The sequence below is a fragment of the Bordetella genomosp. 7 genome, assembly GCF_002261265.1.
Classification (GTDB): Bacteria; Pseudomonadota; Gammaproteobacteria; order Burkholderiales; family Burkholderiaceae_B; genus Bordetella_A.
Map to the genome: position 1 here is coordinate 123,019 of NZ_NEVK01000006.1, position 20,921 is coordinate 143,939.

Below are 20,921 nucleotides of genomic sequence, written 5' to 3' on the forward strand. Positions count from 1 at the left end.
CCGCCCCACGCGCCCGGCCCTGCTAGACGTAGCGGGCGCGGTATTCCACCGGCGACATGCCGCAATATTTGCTGAAGATCTCCCGGAACGCCTTGCTGTCGCCGTAGCCCACGTCGTACATCACTTCGGCCACGGTCTTGCGCGAGCTTTCGAGTTGCTTCTTGGCCGCTTCGACGCGGATGCGCTGCAGGTATTCCACGATGCTGTTGCCGGTGGCCTGCCGGAAGCGGCGCTCCAGGGTGCGGCGGCCCAGTGCATGGCGTCGCGCCAGGCCCTCCACGGTAAGCCGTTCGGCATAGCGCGACTCGATATGCTGCTGCACGGCCCGTACGGTGTCGTCGGCATGCTCCTTCTGCCCCACAAACACCGCGAACGGCAGCTGGCTTTGCCGGCTCCAGTCAAGCTGGAAGAACTTGGCGCACCAGATCGCCGTATCGCGGTCGGTGTATTTCTCGACCAGGTGCAGCACCAGGTGCGCCGCCGAAAAAGCGCCGCCGCTCGTATACAGGCCGCGCTCGGCGATGACGACACGGTCGCACACCCAGCGCACCGCCGGAAACCATTGCGCATACGATGCCTGCGCGGCCCAGTGCACCACCGCCTGCCGGCCGTCGAGCAGGCCGGCCGCCGCCGCAAGCGCGGCGCCCAGGCACAGGCATGCCAGCTCGCCGCCATTCTTGTAGTACTGCGCCAGCCAGTCGATAAGCGGGCCGTTGCGGGCCACCGCGTCGGGCGCCGGCCCCTGCAGCGGCGGCACGATGCAGATGTCCACGGGCCCGGCGTCATCCAGCAGCGCGTCGGCCTGGACGTGGATACGGCCCTGGTCCAGCTGCACCTGGGGCGTCGCGGCCAGGATGCGCACCGCAAAGCGCGGCGCGCGGCCCTGCGACTGCAGATACTGGTTGGCCACCAGGAAGCCCTGGCGCGCGTTCTCCAGCGACGCGATGTTGGCCCCCAGCGGCAGCAGGAAAGCAATGTTTTTCATGTGTGCAGCATACCCCCGGCCGCTGTCGCAATCCACCCGCTAGATTGTCGCAATTCCCCATGCGCAGCGGGCAAAATTATCGCTACAGTGGCGCTTCGGCCTCGCGCGCCGACATCCCAACCAAGGAGCATTGCCATGAGCGAACAATACGTAGACGGCTTCCTGCTTGCCGTTCCCCAAGACAAGCTGGACGCGTACCGCGCCATGGCCACGACGGCAGGCGCCGTGTGGAAGGAACACGGCGCGCTCGACTACCGCGAATGCGTCGCCGACGACCTGAACACCGACCCGCAGTTTGCATCGTTCACGCAGGCCGCCCGCGCCAACGACGATGAAGTCGTGATCTTTGCCTGGATCCTGTATCCGTCCCGGGCCGACCGCGACCGCATCAACGCTGCAGTCATGGCCGACCCGCGCCTGCAATGTTGCGAAGGCGTGTTCGATACCCAACGCATGGCATGGGGCGGTTTCCGCACGCTGGTGCACGCCTGAGGCGCGCCCGATGCATGCCGCGTCAGCGCTGCTGGGCCGCCGCGTCCGCCAGGCGGTCCAGCACCTGCCGGAAGCGGCCGTCTCGCTCGGCCCAGCGCAACACGCGGGCGCGTTCCACCACGATCTCGTCGGGGGTGGGCTGCTGGCCGAACAGCGCCATGACTTCGTCAATGAACAGATCCAGCGGCATATAGCCTTCGCGCACCGACTGCCCAGGCGTCAGCTCCGTCTGCACCGCGGGCGGAATCAGTTCCACCACCTTTACCCGGCCTTTCAACTGCTCGCGCAGCGACACACTGTAAGAATGGACGGCCGCTTTGGTGGCGCTGTATACGGCCGCATCCGGACGCGGTACAAAACCAAGCCCCGACGATACATTCACCACCGCCGGATTCGGCCGCGCCTTCAGATGTTCGATCAGCGCATTGGTCAGGCGGATCGGGCCCAGCAGATTGGTGGCAACCTGCGCCTGGGCATCGGCCAGGTCGCCCGCCGCCCCCGGATTATCGAAGCGCATGATGCCCGCGTTATTGACCAGGATGTTCAATTGCGGATGCTCGCGCACCACCTGCCGTGCAAACGCATCGATTGCCTGGGGGTCGGTGACGTCCAGCTCGGCCGCGTACATGTTCTGGCGCCCCGAGATCACTTCTTGCAGCGGCTGCAGCCGGCGTCCGGCCACGATGACGGTGTTGCCCAGGTCATTGAAGCGCAAGGCAAGCTCGCGTCCTATGCCGGACCCGCCACCGGTGATCAGTATGGTGTTGCCGCTCGCATGCATGGTCGGCTGGCCCGCGCGCGCAGTGGCGCGGGCTTTTTCGACTGCATAGCCGGCCTCGGGCAGTGCGACGGCGCACATCGCCGTGGCCGCAAACAACGTGCGGCGCAGCCATCGAGATATCCCGCTCGAAAAAGACAGCGTTTCAGTTGGCATCACAGAGCTCCTGTCAGGGTTGCACGTCGGTCACGACGTGGGGGCCGGCGTCCTGGCTCAGGCGGCCGGCGGCCGCTCCTCGAGCGCCTGCTCCCGGCGCCCGAGAAAAAAACCGCACAGCCCCCAGCACACCGCCAGCACGGCGCCGAAAATCATGGCCGCCGCGGGGCTGTCGCTCACCACATCAATGGCGCGCTTGATCCAGCCGCTGACGGCATCCCCGCCGCGGTAAACCACTGTGTCGATAAAGTTCTTCGCCTTGTATTTCTGCTCGGCCGGCACCACCGCGTACAGCATCTCGCGGCCCGGGCGCACGAGCGCGTATTCGCCTACCCGGCGGATGACCATCACGACGACAAACACCGCGAACAGCGGGGCGATGGCCAGGGCGATAAATCCCACGGCCATGGCAACCGGCACCGATACCAGCAGCACGCCCACGCCCAGGCGCCTGGCCAGCCGCCCCGTGATGAACGCCTGAATGAACAGCGACAAGGCCTGCACGGCCGCGTCAATCGCCCCGAAAACCTGGGTCTGCGTCGTGCGGTCCGGAAAATACTCGGCCACCAGGCGCGCCTGCTCGAAGTACAGGAACGTGTTGATGCTTGCCAGCAGCAGCACAAACGCCGTAATGCCCAACAGATACGGCGAGCGCAGCGTCTCGGTCGCGCCCGCAAAGGGGTTGCCCCCCAGCGGCTTGCGCCGCGCCGCCTCGTCTTGCCCGGCGGCCATGGCCGGGTGCGCATCGCGCCAGCGGTGCAGCCACGCCGCGGCCGCCGCGCTGCCCAGCAACAGCGCGGCCGACATCGCCAGCAGCCCCGCGTGGCCCAGGGGGCCTACCAGTACCGCGCCCAATATGGGCCCGGCCAGCCCGCCTATGCTGGCGCCGCTGGCGATCAGCGCAAAGGTGCGTCGCGCCTGGCCGGGCACGAGCACGTCGGCCAGCACACTCCACGCCAGCGAAATCGCAAACAGATTGAACACCGACAGCCAGATGTAGAAAGCGCGCGCGATCCAGATGTCCTGCGGCGCGGCCTGCAGGCCGGCGGCGAACCCTCCAAGCACCAGCGCGCAGCCGCCATACAGCCAGGGCAGCAGGGTGCGGCGCGGCAATCTCGAAGCCAGCCACCCGGACACCGGCAGCACGACCAGCGTGGCGACGAAGGTGGCGGTAAACAGCCACTGCAGATTGCGAACGCCGCCTGCCACGCCCATGGTCTCGCGCACCGGCCGCAGCATGAAATAAGACGTGAACAGCAAAAAGAACATCAGCAGCCCGGCCACCACGGCGGGCACTTCCCGCTGTTCTACATTGAACAGTCTTGCCATGGCGCCGGGTCTCGGCGGGCTGGACGAAACAGGCATGAGATTGCATCCAGGAAGGTGATGTCGTGCAGAATAAGTAGGTCACATACTTTTGGGAAGTAGGCACCGAAAAGTGCCGTAGTTACCTGGAAGAAACTATTGCGGCAGCACCGGGTACGGCCGCGCTTGACCAAACCCGCATCCGGGCACAGCATGCACAGACGCCGCCGCATCCAGGCCATACCGCCCCGTTAATACCGCCCCGCAAGAGAGCAAGCATGTCCATCGACGTCGCCAGGCACAAAGAAGTCCAGCGCAAGCTGCAACGCGAAAAAAAACCCGATCCGCGCGTGCAGGCGCTGGTCAACGAGGTCATCGCACGGGTGGCAGACAAATGGACGATGATCATCCTCGACGTGCTCGCCGAGCACGGCGCGCTGCGCTTTACCCAGCTGTCCCGGCTCGTGGGCGGCATCAGCCAGAAAATGCTGACCCAGACGCTGCGCGAAATGGAGCGCGAAGGCCTGGTCATCCGCACGGCATATCCGGTGATCCCGCCGAAGGTCGAATACCACCTGACGGACCTCGGCCTCAGCCTGGGCGACGCGTTCTGCGGCGTCTGGGAATGGGCCCAGCAAAACCTGGACACGATCGAACGGGCGCGCACCGAGTTCGACCGGCGCGCTGCCTGAAAGGCGGCTGTTTCCCGATGGCATCAAAATAACCGGCCTGGGCCTGTCGATCCGGGCCCGCGCCAATCGTCGTAGGTTCAACGGGCCACCATCCCGGCCCACTCTACCGGAGCTCAACATGACCCAAGTAAAGCCCATTCCCGACGGCATGCATTCGCTGACTCCCCACCTGATGTGCGAAGGCGCGGCGCAGGCCATCGACTTCTATGTGCGCGCATTCAACGCGGTGGAGCTCGCCCGCCTGCCCGGCCCGGACGGCCGCATCATGCATGCCTGCCTGCGCATCGGCGATTCGACGCTCATGCTGGCCGACGCCTTTCCCGAATGCGGGGGCGCGGGCCCCAAGGCGCTGCAGGGCTCGCCCGTCTACCTCCACTTGTATGTCGAAGACGTGGACGCGGCAATGGCCCAGGCACAGGCGGCCGGCGCCACCATCACCATGCCCGCGGCCGACATGTTCTGGGGCGACCGCTATGGCCAGCTGACCGACCCGTTGGGGCACAAGTGGTCGATCGCCACGCACAAGCAGGACCTCACGCCTGAACAGGTGCAGCAAAACATGCAGGCCGCGTTCGCCCAGGAAGGCGGCCACGGCTGCAAACCCGACGCACCCTAGGCTTGGCCGGCGGCGGCCGCCCCCGCGCCCCGGCCGCACCGATGCAAGAGCCGGCGCTCGGGGCCGGCCCTTGTTCGACGTCAACCCCTGCGTCGCCCATATCTTGCACCCCCGGTCTTCCGCACCTAAGGTGTTTGATCATCCATCCGCCGGACACCCCGCCCATGCTTGCAGCCGACCGCCCCCAGACCCGGGGCGAAGAAATCGCCAACAGTGTCAGTCACGGCATGGGCGCGCTCGGCGCCATGCTGGCCGCTCCCCTGCTCATTGTCGTGGCGGCACGCCGCGGCGATGCCGCCCTGGTGGCCGCGGCCGCCATCTTCGCGGCCAGCATGTGCCTGCTGTACCTGGCTTCCACGCTGTACCACGCGCTGCCGCGCGGCCGCGCCAAGCGGCTCTTCAACGTGCTGGACCATTCGGCCATCTACCTGCTGATCGCCGGCACCTATACCCCCTTTGCGCTGGGGCCGCTGCGCGGCCCGTGGGGCTGGACCCTGCTGGGCCTGGTGTGGGGGCTGGCGGCCATGGGCGTGGCGCTCAAGGCCAGCCGCCGCCTGGACCGCCCCGCCCTTTCCATCGGGCTGTACCTGGCCATGGGCTGGCTGGTGGCGATCGCCGTCGATCCCGTGTTGCGGCACGTGCCGCCCGGCGGATTATGGCTGCTGCTGGCGGGCGGGCTGGCCTATACCGGCGGGGTCGTGTTTTTTGTGTTCGATTCGCGTTGGCGCTACGCCCATTTTGTGTGGCACCTGTTCGTGCTGGCGGGCACGGCGTGCCATTTTCTTGCCGCATTGTGGTACGCGGTGCCCCCGGCCGCCTGACGGCCCGTCAGCCACGGTCCGGCGCAAACGGGTAACGCCGCACCTGGCCGCCGCCGGCCACAATGGCCGTCGATTCGGGCACTTCTTCCCATGCCCCCGGCAGCTCGACCAGCGGCTCCGACAACAACAGGTAAGCGTCGTCATCCAGGGCCGCGATGCGCGGCTCGTCGGGATACAGGTGCTTCAGGTGACGCACATCCGTGCTGTGAAAGAGCGAACGCGAGTTGCGCTCGCTCGAATAGCGCACCGCCACCAGATGCTTGCCATCCAGCGCGCATACCGTCATGTTCAGCGGATGCTCGACCCCGTGCCGGTACCCCGCTTCTTCCACCACCGCGGCCATGCGCTGCAGCGCCGTCACCGGCTCGGACTCCAGCCCCAGGGTAAGCGCCAGCAGAAACATCACTTCCGAATCCGTCGATCCTTCCAGCGAAGCAAAGTAGCGCGGCGCGATCTGCATCATCAGTTCGCGCCGCAGCACGGGGTAGTTGCGGATCAACCCGTTATGCACGAACAGCCATCGGCCGTGGCGAAACGGGTGGCAATTCGTTTCCTGGGCCGGCGTATCGGTCGCCGCGCGGATATGCGCGACGAACAGCGGCGCGTGGATGGCGCGCGCCGCCTCGCGCAGGTTGCGGTCGTTCCAGGCCGGGTGCACGCTGCGATAGCGAAACGGCGGCTCGGCGGGGTCGTGGCTGTACCAGCCCACGCCAAAGCCGTCGCCGTTGGTGGTGGTGGCGCCCAACCGCGAATGCAGGCTCTGGTCGATCAGCGAATGCTTCGCCTTGAAGAGCACGGTTTCGAGCTGCATCGCGTTTCCGGTATAGGCCAGCCAGCGGCACATGGGCGGCTCCTGCAGAGTAAGAACGATATATAACTATTTTTTCGTAGGAATCGGCCCGCCTGCGACCGATTGACATATGGGCCGGCTTTGCCGATGATGACACACAGCCGCCAGCATAATGGCATGCGGCGGCGGGTGCACGGCTGCCCTTGGGCGTGCTGCACCGAAGGGGCGCGCAGGCGGCGGCTTTGCATGCGGCCAGGCTGGTATCCATCATAAAGAAACCGCGCCTGCCCCGGCAGCGCGCGGCAACCGGAGAGCCGCAATGCAAAAACCGCTTACCAACCTTGCACGCCGCCGGCTGCTGGCCGGCAGCGCCGGCGCGCTGGCTGCCGCCGGCATGGGCGCCACGGGCCTCGCACGGGGCAGTTCGGCAACGCCGGCGGCCCCATCCGCCGCCCCCGCTGCCAAGCCGCTGCCGCCCTACGCCGCCTGGAAAGACCCCGACAGCGTCATCGTCCATAGCGCCAACACCATCGAGACCCGGCGCAGCGCGTTCGGCGATGGCGTCATCACGCCGTCGCGCGAGCTCTACGTGCGCAACAACCTGCCGCCCCCGGACGAATCCGTACTCGACGACCGCGACGCCTGGGCCATCGAAATCCAGGGAGTCAAGCAGCCCCGCACCCTCACACTGGGCGAACTCAAGACGCTGGGCGTGGAAACCATGGCCACCGTGCTGCAATGCTCGGGCAACGGCCGGGGCTACTTTCCGCACAAACCCAGCGGCACGCCCTGGCAGGTAGGCGCGGCCGGCTGCGTGCTATGGACCGGCCTGCCGGTGCGCGCGCTGGTCGAGCACCTCGGCGGCCTGGAAGGCGACCCGGCCTACCTGACAGGCACGGGCGGCGAGAAACTGCCCGACGGGCTCGATCCCAACACCGTCGTCGTCGAGCGCTCGGTGCCGCGCGACACCCTGCAAGACGCCATGCTGACCTGGGACATGAACAACGAGCCGCTTTCCCTGGCCCACGGCGGGCCGCTGCGCCTGATCGTGCCGGGGTATAACGGCGTCAACAACATCAAGTACATCAAGCGCCTGGCGTTCACCGCCGACCAAAGTCCCGCCAAGATCCAGCAGACCAGCTACCGTCTTGCGCCGCTGGATGCCAAGCCCGGGCCCGAGTATCCGTCGGCGTGGGCCATGACGCCCAAGTCGTGGATTACCGCACCGGGCGCGGACGGCGCCGCCGTCAAGGCGGGCCGGCAGCTGGTGCGCGGCGTGGCATTGGGCGGCATCCACGCCGTCAAGCGTGTCGACGTGTCCATCGATGGCGGCAAGACCTGGAAACAGGCTGCGCTGGTCGGGCCCGACCTGGGCAAGTATGCGTGGCGCCAGTTTGCGTTGGCCATGGAGCTGCCCGCCGGAGAACACCTGCTGGCCAGCCGCGTCGAAGATACCGAAGGCAACGTGCAGGTCGAAGAACGCGTCGAGAACGTGCGCGGATACATGAACTCCAGTTGGCGAGACCACGCCCTGAAGGTCACGGTGTCTCAGGCATGACGCAACCGATGCATGCGGTGCGGCGGGGCGGGCCGGCCCACCGCGCCAGGCCTTGGCGCATGTTGGCCGGGGCGGCGGCCCTGGCGTGCAGTGCCGCAGGCGCCATCGCCGCCGAACCCGCTGACGCCGACGCCGGCCGCGCGCTGTTCACCAAAGACACCACACCGGCCTGCGCGGTATGCCACACCCTGGCCGATGCGGGCGCCACCGGCACCATAGGGCCGAACCTGGACGAGCTCAAGCCAGACGCCGCGCGCGTGGCCCAGGCGATACGCAATGGCGTGGGCGTCATGCCCGCCTTCGAAACGCTCAGCGATGACGACGTGCAACGGCTGGCCCGGTACGTCGCGGGCGCAACCGGCGCCGCCCCATAGCGCGCACATGCCGCGGGGCTCAGTCCTGCGGCAGCATCTGCGGGTTCCAGGCCACTTCCCACACATGGCCGTCCGGATCCTGGAAGTAGCCCGCATAGCCTCCCCAGAACGTACTTGCCGCGGGCTTGAGGATGCTGGCGCCGGCTTCGCGGGCCTGCTTCATCACCTGGTCCACCTCGGCCCGATCGGACACATTGTGCGCCAGCGATAACTCGGCCGGACTGCGCGCCCCTACCGGCAGCCCGGTATCGTGCGCCAGGCTCGCGCGCGGCCACAGCGCAAGCTTCAGGCCGGGCTGCAGATCGAAGAACGCCACGGCGCCATGTTCGAATTCCGTGCCGACGATGCCTTGCGAGGGCAGGCCCAGCCCGTCGCGGTAGAAACGCACGGCGCGCTCCAGGTCGTCGACGCCCAGGGTGATCAAGCTGATGCGAGGTTTCATACGATGATTCCGTTATGCGGACATGAATGCCGGTGCCATAGCCGCCGGACGCGCATTGCTGGCCATGCTACGGTAGTAACATCACCCGACCCACCACTTTACCGGGGAGCACGCATTGAAATACCGCAAACTCGGCCGTACCGATCTTGACGTCAGCCTGATCGGCCTGGGCACCATGACCTGGGGCGAACAAAACACCGAAGCCGAAGCGCACCAGCAGCTTGATTACGCATTGTCGCGCGGCATCAATTTGGTGGATACCGCAGAAATGTATCCGGTGCCGCCCAAGCCCGAAACCCAGGGCCGCACCGAAACCTACATCGGTACCTGGCTGGCCAGGACCGGCCGCCGGCAGGACATCGTGCTGGCGAGCAAGGCCGCGGGCCCCGTGCGCGACGCCAAGCGCCCCGGCCATATCCGCGACGGCAAAACCTTCCTGGATCGCAAGAACCTTACCGAAGCGCTCGACGCCAGCCTCAGGCGCCTGCAGACCGACTACCTGGATATCTACCAGCTGCATTGGCCCGATCGCACCACCGCCACGTTCGGCCGGGATTACCCCTGGGTCGACGATGACTACACGGTGCCGGTACAGGAAACGCTGGAAGTCCTTCAGGATTTCGTGCGCGCCGGCAAAGTGCGCCACATCGGCGTATCCAATGAAACTCCCTGGGGCGTGGCGCAGTTTCTCAAGCATGCCGAGGCCCTGGGCCTGCCGCGCATCGAGAGCATCCAGAACCCGTACAGCCTGCTCAACCGCACGTATGAAAGCGGACTGTCGGAGTTCAGCCACCGCGAACAGGTCAGTCTGCTGGCGTATTCTCCCCTGGCCATGGGTGTGCTGTCGGGCAAGTATCTGGGCGGCGCACGGCCCGACAACGCACGCCTGACGCTGTTCACGCGGTTTACACGCTACAGCAATGAACGCGCCGAGGCCGCGACGCAGCAATACGTGCAGCTGGCGCGCCAGCACGGACTGTCGCCGGTGCACCTGGCCCTGGCCTGGGTCAACCAGCAGCCTTCGGTCGCCAGCAATCTGATCGGGGCCACCACGCTCGAGCAGCTCAAGCAAAACATCGACAGTGTCGACGTCACGCTATCGCAGGACGTGCTCGACGCCGTCGATGCCATCCACCGGCAAAACCCCAACCCGGCGCCGTAATCGCCACCGCCGCCAAGGCCTCGCGCGGCCGGCGTGGCGCTGTTATTCCACCAGCAGGTCGGCGAGCTCATCCAGGCTGCCGACCACGGCGTCCCAGTCTTGTTGCGGGTGCAGGTCGGTGGTCTGCCCAGGGCCGTGCTCGGCAGGCCGCCGGACGAAGGCGGTGCGCAACCCGCATTGCCGGGCAGCCGCCAGGTCGCCATTGTGCGCGGCCACCATGCAGATCTGCGCGGGCTGCAAGCCCAGCACTTCCGCCGTGCGCAGGTAAGCCTGCGGCGTGGGTTTGTACGCCTGCGCGACCTCGGCTCCCAGGATGGCGTCCCAGGGCAGCCCGGCACGCTTGGCCATGTCCAGCATGAGCCGTATGTTGCCGTTGGACAGCGGTGCGATGATGTAGCGCGTTTTCAGGCGCGCCAGCCCGCCCACCGAATCGGGCCAGGGGTCCAGGCGGTGCCAGGCCAGGTTCAGCGCATCGAGTTCGCTGGCAGGCACGCCGGCCGGGTCGACGCCCACGTCGCGCAGGGCGGCTTCGAGATTCTCGCGATGCAGTACGTCCAGCCTGACGAAAGGGCGCCGGCCGCTGCTCACGGCCTGCATCGACGGCACATAATGGCTGCGCCATCTGTCGGCAAAGTCATGGGCATCCACCCTGCCAGGCGCATGCCGCTCAAGAAATGGCGCGGCCTCGCGAGCCACGCCGTTGCGCCAATCGACCACTGTGCCGAACACATCGAATACCAGCGCCTGCACTGCATGCCATGCCATGGCCGTCTCCTAGGTCTTGAGGCGATACCCCGTCTTGAAAATCCACCGTATGGTCACCAGGCATACTGCCAGGAAGCCCAGCGTCATGCCCAGGCTGATCGCCACGTTGACGTCAGACACCCCATAAAAGCTCCAGCGAAAGCCGCTGACCAGGTACACCACCGGGTTGAATAACGTCACCGTCTGCCACACGGGGGGCAGCATGTTGATGGAGTAGAACGTGCCGCCCAGGAAGGTCAGGGGCGTAATGATCATCAGGGGGATGATCTGCAGTTTCTCGAAGCCATCGGCCCACACGCCGATGATGAACCCGAACAGGCTGAACGTCAGCGCAGTCAGCACCAGGAAGCCCAGCATCCAGACCGGATGCTCGATATGGAAATCGACGAACAGCCGCGCGGTGGCCAGCATGATCAAGCCCAGGATCACCGACTTGCTGGCAGCGGCCCCCACATAGCCGGTGACGATCTCGATGTAAGAAATCGGCGCCGAATGGATCTCGTAGATGGTGCCCGAAAACCGCGGCATGTAGATGCCGAACGACGCATTGGCCACGCTTTGCGTCAGCAGCGACAGCATGATCATGCCGGGCACGATGAACGCCCCGTAGCTGATGCCGTCGATCTGCACCATGTGCGACCCGATGGCAGAGCCGAACACCACGAAATACAGCGCAGTGGAAATCACCGGCGAAGCCACGCTCTGCATCAGCGTGCGCCATGCGCGGGCCATTTCGAACATATAGATGGCGCGAATAGCGTAGAAATTCATGATTTGGCGCTCACCAGGCTGACAAAGATTTCCTCCAGGGAACTTTCCGACGAACTCAGGTCGTTGAACTCGATGCCTGCCTCGTCCAGTTGCCGCAGCAGCCGCGCGATCTCGCCGCCCCCCTGCTGGTTGTCGTACGTGTATACCAGCGCGTGCCCATCGTCGGACAGCTCCAGCCCATAGCCCGCCAGCCCCGCCGGCACGGCGGCCAGCGGCTCTTTCAGGGCCAGCGTCAGCTGGCGCTTGCCGAGCTTCTTCATCAACGCGTGCTTTTCTTCCACCAGGATGATCTCGCCCTTGCGTATCACGCCGATGCGGTCGGCCATTTCCTGGGCTTCTTCAATGTAGTGGGTGGTCAGGATGATGGTGACGCCGTTATCGCGCAGTTGCCGCACCATATCCCACATGCCGCGGCGCAATTCCACATCCACCCCGGCGGTGGGCTCGTCCAGGAACAGAATCTGCGGTTCGTGCGACAGCGCCTTGGCGATCATCACCCGGCGCTTCATCCCGCCCGACAGGGCCATGATGCGGGAATCTTTCTTGTCCCAGAGAGACAAGTCCCGCAACACCTTCTCGATATAGGCCGGGTTGGCCGGCTTGCCGAACAGCCCGCGGCTGAACGTCACGGTGTTCCACACACTTTCGAACGCGTCCGTCGAGATTTCCTGGGGCACCAGGCCGATGCGCGAGCGCGCCGCGCGGTATTCGGACACGATATCGTGCCCGTCGGCGTAGACCGTGCCCTGGCCGGGGTTGACGATGCCGCAGATGATGCTGATAAGCGTCGTCTTGCCCGCGCCGTTGGGGCCCAGCAGCGCGAATATTTCGCCGCGGTGTATATCGAGGTTGACGTTTTTCAGGGCCTGGTGTCCCGACGCGTACGTCTTGGACAGGCCCTGCACGGAAATGACGGGCTGCACACGGATCTCTGCTTGACGTTGGACGTCACATTCTACTGGGTCGTTGTGCGCGGATCATTCCGCTGGCGGCACTACACTGTTCCGCCGCCCCCCGTGCGTCAGGGCGGCGTCAGGTACTGGGTGATGGACTGCGGCCACCGTCCGGCGCCGCCGCCTGGCTGTCATGCCCGGGGCTGGCGCACCCGCCCCGCAAAAGGGGCTAGAAGTCGTCGTCTTCTTCGGCGTCGCGCGGCGTCAGCCAGGCGGTCAGGCCGCTGGCCAGGCCGGCCATCAACCACAGTACGAAGAACGACACGGTGTAGAACTCCATGCGCGCGGGCTGCCAGCGTCCCAGCACCAGCACGTCCAGCGGGTCGATCAGGGCAAAGATCACGCCGCTGCCGACCCCCGCGGCCAGGAACGACGGCCACAGAATGCGCATGGTGACGCGCCAGCGCCGGGCGAGCATGATCATGGTTGCGCCGCCGGCCTGGAGCCGTCGGCCGCGGCGGGCACGGCGCGCTCTACCACCAGCCCGCGCTTGACGGCGCCTTCGACAATGGCCTGTCCGTCAAAGCGCGTTACTGCCAGATAGATGGTGATGATGCAGCCCACCATGGCCAGCAGCGGGCCCGCCATCAGGAACCACGGCCAGGGCTCGCGATACCAGGGCTTGGGCGATGAAGAAGTTGTCATGCAAGGCTCCGGGATTGGTTCATTCGGGCATATAGAAGCTGGCGTTCTCGTCGCGCTGTACCGTGTTGCCGGCTCGGTCGCGTCCGCTTGCCCGCACCATGATGGGATGCGCGCCGGGCGCCGCCGCCTGCGCCGGCGCGCGGATGACCACGGGAACCAGCTTGTTGGCATAGGGCTCGAGTTCGATGGCTTGCGCGGCCTGGCGCTCGACGTGCACGTCCAGGCCCGGCAACCCGCTGGCCTGCAGCTGCAGCACCAGGCTGGATTCGGACGTATTGATCAACTGGATGCGGTACACGTTCTCGATGATGCCGCCTGGCGCTTCGCGCGCCAGCACGCCGCGGTCGCGTATGACATCGACCCGCAAGGGGTTGCGCAACGCCAGGGCGGCCACGAACGCCACCGCCAACGCCGTGATGATCGCCGCATACACCAGCACGCGCGGGCGCAGCAGGCGCGCCCTGGCCTGGCGCGGCGACCAGCCCTGCTCCACGGCGCGCTGCGAGGCATAGCGGATCAGCCCCTGCGGATACTTCATCTTGTCCATGACCTGGTCGCAGGCGTCGATACAGGCGCCGCATCCGATGCACAGGTACTGCAATCCGTTGCGGATATCAATGCCGGTGGGGCACACCTGCACGCACAGGCTGCAGTCGACGCAGTCGCCCATGCCGGCGGACTTGTAGTCGAGCTTGCGCGACCGTCCGCCGCGCGGTTCGCCGCGCCCCTTGTCGTAGGTCACCACGAAGGTGTCGGGGTCGACCATGACGCTCTGGAAACGCGCGTACGGGCACATGTACTTGCACACCGATTCGCGCATGAACCCGGCATTGCCCCACGTGGCAAAGCCGTAGAACAGCATCCAGAACCATTGCCACGGCCCCAGTTGCAGGGTAAGCAGATCGTGGCCCAGGCCGCGGATGGGCGCGAAGTAGCCGATGAAGGTAGAGCCCGTCCACCATGCCACCAGTATCCAGAGCGCGTGCTTGGTGAGCTTCAGGCGCAGCTTGCGCGCCGTCCAGGGAGATTCGTCCAGGCGGATGCGAGCCAGGCGGTCGCCTTCGACCTTGCGCTCGATCCACATGAAAATTTCGGTATAGACCGTTTGCGGGCAGGCGTATCCGCAGAACAGGCGCCCCGCCACGGCGGTGAACAGGAACAGGGCCAGCGCGGATATCACCAGCAGCACGGCCAGGTACACGACGTCTTGCGGCCACAGCACCAGCCCGAAAAGGTAGAACTTGCGCGCGCCCAGGTCGAACAGCACGGCCTGCCGGCCTTCCCATTGCAACCAGGGCAACCCGTAGAACACCAATTGCGTCAGAAGCACGAACACGACGCGCCAGCGCGCAAAAACGCCGCTGACCGAGCGCGGGTAGATCTTGCCGCGCACCTCGTTGAGCGCGACCTCGACCGCGTTGGCGCCGTTGCCCCGGTCATCGGCACGCAGGTAGGGCCGCCAGGGCGGCGCGCCGCCGTCGGCGCCCTGCTGCGACGATGAAGAGCCGGGGGCTCCCGAGGCATCGGTTACGGACATTACTGCTCCGTCGTTTGCGGCGCGCCGGCCTGTGCAACCGTCGCAGCGTTCGACAGGCCCCACACCCAGGCGGTCAGGATGCGGATCTGCTCGGGCGTCAGCACCGTATCGTGTGCCGGCATGATGTTGTCGCGCCCTTCCAGGATGGTCTGCACGATCGTGGCCTCGGAGCTGCCGTACAGCCAGGTGCCGTCCGTCAGGTTGGGCGCGCCCAGGGCCTGGTTGCCCTTGCCGTCCACGCCGTGGCAGGCCACACAGTAGTTGGCGTAGACACGCTGGCCGCGCAGTACCTTCAGCGGGTCGGCCGCCAGCTTGGACAGCGAACGCACATAATGCGCCGCGTCGCTGGCCGAGGCCGGGTCGATGGTGCCCTTCCAGGGGGGCATGATGCCGTGCCGGCCCTGGGCGATGGTTTGCTGTATGGCTTCGGGCGTGCCGCCATACAGCCAATCGCCGTCGGTCAGGTTGGGAAAGCTGCGCGAGCCGCGCGCGTCCGAGCCATGACACTGCGCGCACGTGTTCAGGAACAGGCGTTCGCCGATCTGGCGCGCGGACGCGTCGGCCGCGATGTCGGCCACCGGCATGGTGGCATAGCGTTCATACACGGGCCGCACCTGCTCGGCCAGTTGCTCCTGGTGGCGCCGCACCTCGTCCGCCGTGGTATAGCCCAGCACCCCCTGGAACATTCCCAGGCCGGGCATCAGCACCAGGTAACCCAGCGCAAACACGCACAAGAGCAGGTACATCCAGGTCCACCAGCGCGGCACCGGGTTGTTGAGTTCGGTAAGGTCTTCATCCCATACGTGGCCGGTGTCTTCCACCGCGCCTGCCGTGGGCTGGCTGCCCAGCCAGCGCCGCTGCGTGTAAAGCAGCCAGATACACCAGGCAATGCCGCCCAATGCAATGAAGGCGATGAAGTAGCCAAAGAATGCGTGGCTGAAATCGCTCATGGCCGCGTTGCTCCTTTTGCGGGTCCGGTTTCATCGGGCAGCGCGAACGGCAACAGCGCCGATTCTTGGTTGGCGCGCTGGCGGCCGCGCGAGTACGCCCACCAGACTATGCCCAGAAAGGTGGCCATGGAAATGGCCGTCATGATTCCTGTGATGATCAGCATGGATCAGTTTCCTTGTGCGCCGGCGCCCTGCCCGGCCGCCTGCCGGGCCTGCTCGGCTTCGGCCTGCCGCGCCTGGCGCAAGCCCACGCCCAGGCCCTGCAGGTAGGCGACCAGGGCGTCTTCTTCGGTCTTGCCCGCGATGTCGCCGGGCGCGGCGTCGATCTCGGTGTCGGTGTAGGGCACGCCCAGCTTGCGCAGTGCTCGCATGCGGTCTTGCACGTTCTGGCCATCGAGGCTGGCGTGCTGCAACCAAGGGTACGAGGGCATGTTCGACTCGGGCACCACCAGGCGCGGATCGCGCAGGTGAATGCGATGCCATTCATCGGAATAGCGCCCGCCCACGCGCGCGAGGTCGGGGCCGGTGCGCTTGGAGCCCCACAGGAAGGGGTAGTCGTACACGGACTCGGCCGCTTCGGAATAAGACCCATAGCGCTGCACTTCGGCTTGCAGCATGCGCACCTGCTGCGAGTGGCAACCCACGCAGCCTTCGCGGATATAGACATCGCGGCCCATCAGGCGCAGGGCGCTGTATGGCTCGATGCCGGGCGCAGCCTGCGTGGTGGAATGCTGGAAAAACAGCGGGATGATCTGCACCAGGCCCGCGAACGACACCACCAGGATGCTGGCGATGATCATCAGGCCGATGTTCTTCTCGAGCGTCTGATGCGAAAAAAAACCGTGTTGCTTGTTGGCCATGGAAATCTCGTCAGGCGATGGCGGGAGTGGCGGCTGCAGGGCCGGCCGGCTGTTGCGGGCGGTCGGCCGGGATGGCCGGATTGACGGCGCGCTGGCCGCGCAGCGTCATCCAGACGTTCCAGGCCATGATGACCATGCCCGACAGATACAGGGCGCCGCCGGCAAGCCGGATCAGGTAGTACGGCACCCGGGTCTTGAGCTCTTCGACAAAGCTGTAGACCAGCGTGCCGTCGGCGGCGGTATCGCGCCACATCAGGCCTTGCTGCACCCCGGCGATCCACATGGAGGCGATGTACAGCACCACGCCGATGGTGGCCACCCAGAAGTGGAGTTCGACGGCCTTGGTGCTGTGCATGGCGGTGCGGCCATACAGGCGCGGAATCAGGTAGTACAGCGACCCGAACGTGATCATCGCCACCCAGCCCAGCGCGCCGGAGTGCACGTGGCCGACTGTCCAGTCGGTGTAGTGCGACAGCGCGTTGACCGTGCGGATGGACATCATCGAGCCTTCGAACGTGGACATGCCGTAGAACGACAGCGCAGTGACCATGAACTTGAGGATAGGGTCGGTGCGCAGGCGGTGCCACGCCCCCTGCAGGGTCATGATGCCGTTGATCATGCCGCCCCAGGAAGGCGCCAGCAGAATCAGCGAGAAGGTCATGCCGAGCGACTGGGTCCAGTCGGGCAGCGAGGTGTACAGCAGGTGGTGCGGCCCGGCCCACATGTAGGTGAAGGCCAGCGCCCAGAAGTGCACGATGGACAGGCGGTACGAATAAATGGGACGCCCCGCCTGCTTGGGCACGAAGTAATACATCATGCCCAGGAAGCTGGTGGTCAGGAAAAAGCCGACCGCATTGTGCCCGTACCACCACTGCACCATGGCGTCCTGCACGCCGGCGTACGCCGAGTACGATTTCCACAACGACACCGGCATTTCGATGTTGTTGAAGATGTGCAGGATGGCAATGGTAAGGATGTAGGAGCCGAAGAACCAGTTGGCGACATAGATATGCCGCACCCGCCGCCGCACAATCGTGCCGAAGAACACCACCGCGTAGGCCACCCACACCAGCGTGATGAGGATGTCGATGGGCCATTCGAGCTCGGCGTATTCCTTGCTGCTTGTGTAGCCCAGCGGCAGGGTGATGGCCGCCGCCACGATGACGACCTGCCAGCCCCAGAAGGTGAAGGCGGCCAGCTTGTCGCTGAACAGGCGTGCCTGACAGGTGCGCTGCACCACGTAATAAGACGTCGCGAACAGCGCGCTGCCGCCAAAGGCGAAGATCACTGCATTGGTATGCAACGGACGCAGGCGCCCGTAGCTGAGCCAGGGAATATCGAAGTTGAGCTGCGGCCATACGAGCTGCGCGGCGATCAGCACGCCGACGGCCATGCCCACTATGCCCCAGACGACCGTCATGACAGCAAACTGCCTGACGACCTTGTAGTTGAACGCTTGGAGTCGATCGGCAGTATTACTGCTATCAATCATGGTCTGTCCCCCAGTTGATACGGAGATTGAATGATCCGCCGACTCGAAAACGCCCGTCTTGATTTCGATCAAGCGTAGGACAATTCCTACAAATCGGGATCGCGCAAAATGGAACTGCCGGCCTCTTCGGCGTCGTCGAACTGGCCGTTGAAGATGGCCCAGCCCAGCGCGGCGCCGATGGCCAGCACAAAGACGAGCGACAGGGGCAGTAATAGATAGAGGATTGTCATGGGGCAGCGGCGGCTTCGCCAGCCAGGTGACCGCCGGGATGCTGCGGCGCCGCGTAGCGGCGGAACAGATGCCAGGCGTGACCGGCCACCGCCAGCGACGACAGCAGCATGGTGAGCGCGGCCAGCCAGGGCGCAACCCAGCCCGCCAGGGCCAGCGGCGTCATGAGCAGGTGCCAGGCAAGCGACCCATACAGGCTCAGTCGCGCCACGCGCGTGGTGGCCGCCAGCAAGGCCCGCAGGCGCGCGGCGTCCATGCCGCGCTGGGCGGCCCCGTGTGCCGCGGCCAGCGCGGTGGGCACTGCCATGGCCATGGCACAGGGGCAACTGATGACGAGCAGCGCCACCATGACGGGCACCGCATGGCTGGGGTCGAGCCACCACCATGCCGCGCCGGCCGCCAGCGCCAGCGCCACCTGTGCCGCGGTGAACCGCGCCGCCAGGCGGTCGGCGGCCGACCCCAGCGCGCGCTGGCGCCTTTCGAGCCGGACATAGGAACGCCCGGGCGCCGCGCCGGCGCACGGCGCCACGGACTGGCGCGCGCACAGGGCCAGGTAGCGGGCCGTGAGCAGGAAGGCCACGAACATGGTGACGGAGTCGAAATAGACTTCGCCGCGCCCGGTAAGCGTGGTGTACACGCTGGGCACGAAGGCGGCCACGATACCCAGCGCCACGGGCACGTCCATGCCCGCCTGGCGCCGGCGCAGGCTGCGGGCCGCCCCCTGCCAGATGGGCCAGGCCGAATACAGCACGACCGGCACCGTGAGCGCCAGGCTGGCCCAGTTCATGAGCACGATGGCCCAGTCGAGCGTGGCCAGGGCGTCGGGCGCAATGCCCTCGTGGCGCACGTAACCCGGCCAGGCGAACATCATGACCTGCATCATGGCCAGCCAGGCCCAGCCCAGGCGCAGCAAGGCATGGCGCCGCTCTTGTTTCAGGTGGGCCGGCAGGCCGGGGGGAACCGCGAAGATGGATTTAGCGCGCATGCGCCCGATCGTAGCGAGTAGGCGCGGCCTTACGCTTGATATATGTCAAGAAACAGCCAATACCGGATTCATCCCGAGCACGGCGCGAGAACGGCCAGCAAAAAAAGGGTGCCCGAAGGCACCCCAACCACCCTGCTACAGCTAAGCACACAACGGCGCCCGGCCAGAGCCGGACGCCCAAGCATCACGCGGCTCGTACGGCGGCCGGATCGCCATGTTCGAACTGGGCCTCTTCGGTAGAGCCCGTCAGCGCGGTGGTGGACGACTGGCCGCCTTCTATCACCTGCGTTACGGCGTCGAAGTAGCCTGTGCCCACTTCGCGCTGGTGCTTGACCGCCGTAAAGCCCAGCTCCGCCGCGGCGAATTCCTTCTGCTGCAGTTCCACAAAGGCGCTCATCTGGCGACGCGCGTAGCCATGCGCCAGTTCGAACATGCCGTAGTTCAGCGCATGGAATCCGGCCAGCGTGATGAACTGGAACTTGTATCCCATGGCACCCAGTTCGCGCTGGAACTTGGCCACCGTGGCGTCGTCCAGGTTTTTCTTCCAGTTGAACGAAGGCGAGCAGTTATAGGCCAGCAGTTTGCCCGGGAACTGGCGATGGATGGCTTCGGCGAACTTGCGCGCGTATTCCAGGTTGGGCGTGGACGTTTCGCACCAGATCAGGTCGGCGTACGGCGCGTAGGCCAGGCCGCGCGAGATGGCCTGTTCGATGCCCGCCCGGGTGCGGAAGAAACCTTCGACAGTACGCTCGCCGGTAATGAAAGGACGGTCGTTCTCGTCGACGTCGCTGGTGACCAGGTCGGCCGCATCGGCATCGGTACGGGCCAGCAGCACGGTGGGCGTGCCCATCACGTCGGCTGCCAGGCGGGCCGAGACCAGTTTGGACACTGCCTCGCGGGTGGGCACCAGCACCTTGCCGCCCATATGGCCGCATTTCTTCACCGAGGCGAGCTGGTCTTCGAAGTGCACGCCGGCCGCGCCGGCCTCGATCATGGCCTTCATCAGTTCGAAGGCGTTGAGTACGCCGCCGAAGCCGGCCTCGGCATCGGCCACGATGGGCGCGTAGTAGTCGATGTAGCCGGCGTCGCCCGGATTCTTGCCTTCCATCCACTGGATCTGGTCGCAGCGCGCCAGGGCGTTGTTGATGCGACGCACGACCTGCGGAACCGAATTGGCCGGGTACAGCGACTGGTCGGGATACATCTCGCCGGCCAGGTTCGCGTCGCCCGCCACTTGCCAGCCCGACAGGTAGATAGCCTTCAGGCCCGCCTTGACCTGCTGCATGGCCTGGTTGCCGGTGAGCGCGCCCAGCGAATTGACGAACGGCTCGCTGTGCAGCAGGTCCCACAGGCGGCTGGCGCCTCGATGCGCCAGCGTGTGTTGGACCGCCACCGAGCCGCGCAGGCGCACCACCTCTTCGGCGCTGTAGGCGCGCTTGATGCCTTGCCAGCGCGGGCTCTCGGCCCAGTCTTTCTGCAGGTTGCGGATTTCGGTTTCGCGATTGCTCATGATGTGCTCCAGTTAGAGAGAAGACAGAAACCTGTGGCGGCCGCGGCAGCGCCC

25 protein-coding genes are annotated in these 20,921 nt (G+C 66.0%); 7 read left to right on the top strand and 18 right to left on the bottom strand.

Annotated elements, in window-relative coordinates; all coding sequences use genetic code 11:
- Positions 1-22 precede the first annotated feature (22 nt).
- Positions 23-985, bottom strand: coding sequence for a GlxA family transcriptional regulator (locus tag CAL19_RS11475; RefSeq protein WP_094796836.1), 963 nt, complete (start codon positions 983-985; stop codon positions 23-25).
- 135 nt (positions 986-1,120) lie between these two features.
- Here CAL19_RS11475 and CAL19_RS11480 point away from each other — a divergent pair, with 135 nt between their 5' ends.
- A complete protein-coding gene (locus tag CAL19_RS11480; RefSeq protein WP_026639058.1) occupies positions 1,121-1,477 on the top strand; it encodes a DUF1428 domain-containing protein in 357 nt (118 codons plus the stop codon).
- A gap of 22 nt (positions 1,478-1,499) precedes the next feature.
- Here the strand turns inward: CAL19_RS11480 and CAL19_RS11485 are convergent, their stop codons facing one another.
- Together CAL19_RS11485 and CAL19_RS11490 are read right to left on the bottom strand one after the other, a co-directional pair.
- Entirely contained in the window at positions 1,500-2,411 is a 912-nt protein-coding gene (locus CAL19_RS11485) for an SDR family oxidoreductase (protein ID WP_231494550.1), read from the bottom strand.
- Between the two features lie 57 nt (positions 2,412-2,468).
- Complete coding sequence (locus CAL19_RS11490; RefSeq protein WP_094796837.1) at positions 2,469-3,740, bottom strand: NTP/NDP exchange transporter; 1,272 nt, start codon at positions 3,738-3,740, stop codon at positions 2,469-2,471.
- Between the two features lie 254 nt (positions 3,741-3,994).
- Between CAL19_RS11490 and CAL19_RS11495 the strand changes: the two genes are divergently transcribed.
- From CAL19_RS11495 to trhA, 3 genes are all read left to right on the top strand, one after another.
- On the top strand, positions 3,995-4,408 hold the full coding sequence (locus tag CAL19_RS11495; RefSeq protein ID WP_026639061.1) for a winged helix-turn-helix transcriptional regulator: 414 nt from the start codon (positions 3,995-3,997) through the stop codon (positions 4,406-4,408).
- Between the two features lie 118 nt (positions 4,409-4,526).
- Complete coding sequence (locus CAL19_RS11500) at positions 4,527-5,024, top strand: VOC family protein (protein WP_094796838.1); 498 nt, start codon at positions 4,527-4,529, stop codon at positions 5,022-5,024.
- A gap of 164 nt (positions 5,025-5,188) precedes the next feature.
- Positions 5,189-5,845 (top strand): PAQR family membrane homeostasis protein TrhA, encoded by a 657-nt coding sequence (gene trhA / locus CAL19_RS11505; RefSeq protein WP_026639062.1) that lies wholly within the window; start codon positions 5,189-5,191, stop codon positions 5,843-5,845.
- A gap of 7 nt (positions 5,846-5,852) precedes the next feature.
- On the opposite strand, the gene CAL19_RS11510 is transcribed toward trhA, so the two are convergent.
- Positions 5,853-6,689: a class II glutamine amidotransferase gene (locus CAL19_RS11510; RefSeq protein WP_026639063.1), complete on the bottom strand. Its 837-nt coding sequence runs from the start codon at positions 6,687-6,689 to the stop codon at positions 5,853-5,855.
- A gap of 265 nt (positions 6,690-6,954) precedes the next feature.
- Here CAL19_RS11510 and CAL19_RS11515 point away from each other — a divergent pair, with 265 nt between their 5' ends.
- Positions 6,955-8,193: a sulfite oxidase gene (locus CAL19_RS11515; RefSeq protein ID WP_094796839.1), complete on the top strand. Its 1,239-nt coding sequence runs from the start codon at positions 6,955-6,957 to the stop codon at positions 8,191-8,193.
- Positions 8,190-8,567, top strand: a complete 378-nt coding sequence (locus tag CAL19_RS11520; protein WP_094796840.1) for a c-type cytochrome — start codon at positions 8,190-8,192, stop codon at positions 8,565-8,567. The genes CAL19_RS11515 and CAL19_RS11520 overlap by 4 nt, the downstream gene beginning before the upstream one ends.
- A gap of 19 nt (positions 8,568-8,586) precedes the next feature.
- On the opposite strand, the gene CAL19_RS11525 is transcribed toward CAL19_RS11520, so the two are convergent.
- Positions 8,587-9,009 carry a VOC family protein gene (locus CAL19_RS11525; RefSeq protein WP_094796841.1) on the bottom strand — a complete coding sequence of 141 codons (423 nt, stop codon included), beginning with the start codon at positions 9,007-9,009 and terminating at the stop codon, positions 8,587-8,589.
- 115 nt (positions 9,010-9,124) lie between these two features.
- Between CAL19_RS11525 and CAL19_RS11530 the strand changes: the two genes are divergently transcribed.
- Entirely contained in the window at positions 9,125-10,171 is a 1,047-nt protein-coding gene (locus tag CAL19_RS11530; RefSeq protein ID WP_026639067.1) for an NADP(H)-dependent aldo-keto reductase, read from the top strand.
- 42 nt (positions 10,172-10,213) lie between these two features.
- Here CAL19_RS11530 and CAL19_RS11535 read toward each other — a convergent pair whose 3' ends face one another.
- From CAL19_RS11535 to aceA, 13 genes are all read right to left on the bottom strand, one after another.
- Positions 10,214-10,936: a haloacid dehalogenase type II gene (locus CAL19_RS11535; protein WP_026639068.1), complete on the bottom strand. Its 723-nt coding sequence runs from the start codon at positions 10,934-10,936 to the stop codon at positions 10,214-10,216.
- A gap of 9 nt (positions 10,937-10,945) precedes the next feature.
- Entirely contained in the window at positions 10,946-11,707 is a 762-nt protein-coding gene (locus CAL19_RS11540) for an ABC transporter permease (protein WP_094796842.1), read from the bottom strand.
- Positions 11,704-12,630, bottom strand: a complete 927-nt coding sequence (locus CAL19_RS11545; protein ID WP_026639070.1) for an ABC transporter ATP-binding protein — start codon at positions 12,628-12,630, stop codon at positions 11,704-11,706. Before CAL19_RS11545 ends, CAL19_RS11540 begins: the two co-directional genes overlap by 4 nt.
- A 199-nt stretch (positions 12,631-12,829) precedes the next feature.
- A complete protein-coding gene (locus CAL19_RS11550) occupies positions 12,830-13,084 on the bottom strand; it encodes a hypothetical protein (RefSeq protein ID WP_231494551.1) in 255 nt (84 codons plus the stop codon).
- The gene (locus CAL19_RS11555) at positions 13,081-13,305 is read right to left on the bottom strand and encodes a FixH family protein (RefSeq protein WP_094796843.1); all 225 of its coding nucleotides are present in this window, start codon (positions 13,303-13,305) and stop codon (positions 13,081-13,083) included. Before CAL19_RS11555 ends, CAL19_RS11550 begins: the two co-directional genes overlap by 4 nt.
- Positions 13,306-13,324: 19 nt before the next feature.
- Positions 13,325-14,842, bottom strand: a complete 1,518-nt coding sequence (gene ccoG, locus CAL19_RS11560) for a cytochrome c oxidase accessory protein CcoG (RefSeq protein WP_094796844.1) — start codon at positions 14,840-14,842, stop codon at positions 13,325-13,327.
- The gene (ccoP, locus tag CAL19_RS11565) at positions 14,842-15,792 is read right to left on the bottom strand and encodes a cytochrome-c oxidase, cbb3-type subunit III (RefSeq protein WP_026639074.1); all 951 of its coding nucleotides are present in this window, start codon (positions 15,790-15,792) and stop codon (positions 14,842-14,844) included. Before ccoP ends, ccoG begins: the two co-directional genes overlap by 1 nt.
- Complete coding sequence (locus CAL19_RS11570) at positions 15,789-15,956, bottom strand: cbb3-type cytochrome oxidase subunit 3 (protein ID WP_026639075.1); 168 nt, start codon at positions 15,954-15,956, stop codon at positions 15,789-15,791. The genes ccoP and CAL19_RS11570 overlap by 4 nt, the downstream gene beginning before the upstream one ends.
- A gap of 3 nt (positions 15,957-15,959) precedes the next feature.
- The gene (gene ccoO, locus CAL19_RS11575; protein ID WP_026639076.1) at positions 15,960-16,652 is read right to left on the bottom strand and encodes a cytochrome-c oxidase, cbb3-type subunit II; all 693 of its coding nucleotides are present in this window, start codon (positions 16,650-16,652) and stop codon (positions 15,960-15,962) included.
- A gap of 10 nt (positions 16,653-16,662) precedes the next feature.
- Entirely contained in the window at positions 16,663-18,144 is a 1,482-nt protein-coding gene (ccoN, locus tag CAL19_RS11580; protein ID WP_094796845.1) for a cytochrome-c oxidase, cbb3-type subunit I, read from the bottom strand.
- Between the two features lie 86 nt (positions 18,145-18,230).
- Entirely contained in the window at positions 18,231-18,374 is a 144-nt protein-coding gene (gene ccoS, locus CAL19_RS11585) for a cbb3-type cytochrome oxidase assembly protein CcoS (RefSeq protein WP_094796846.1), read from the bottom strand.
- Positions 18,371-19,357: a membrane protein gene (locus tag CAL19_RS11590; protein WP_026639079.1), complete on the bottom strand. Its 987-nt coding sequence runs from the start codon at positions 19,355-19,357 to the stop codon at positions 18,371-18,373. Before CAL19_RS11590 ends, ccoS begins: the two co-directional genes overlap by 4 nt.
- Positions 19,358-19,541: 184 nt before the next feature.
- Complete coding sequence (aceA, locus tag CAL19_RS11595) at positions 19,542-20,867, bottom strand: isocitrate lyase (protein ID WP_026639080.1); 1,326 nt, start codon at positions 20,865-20,867, stop codon at positions 19,542-19,544.
- Positions 20,868-20,921 lie beyond the last annotated feature (54 nt).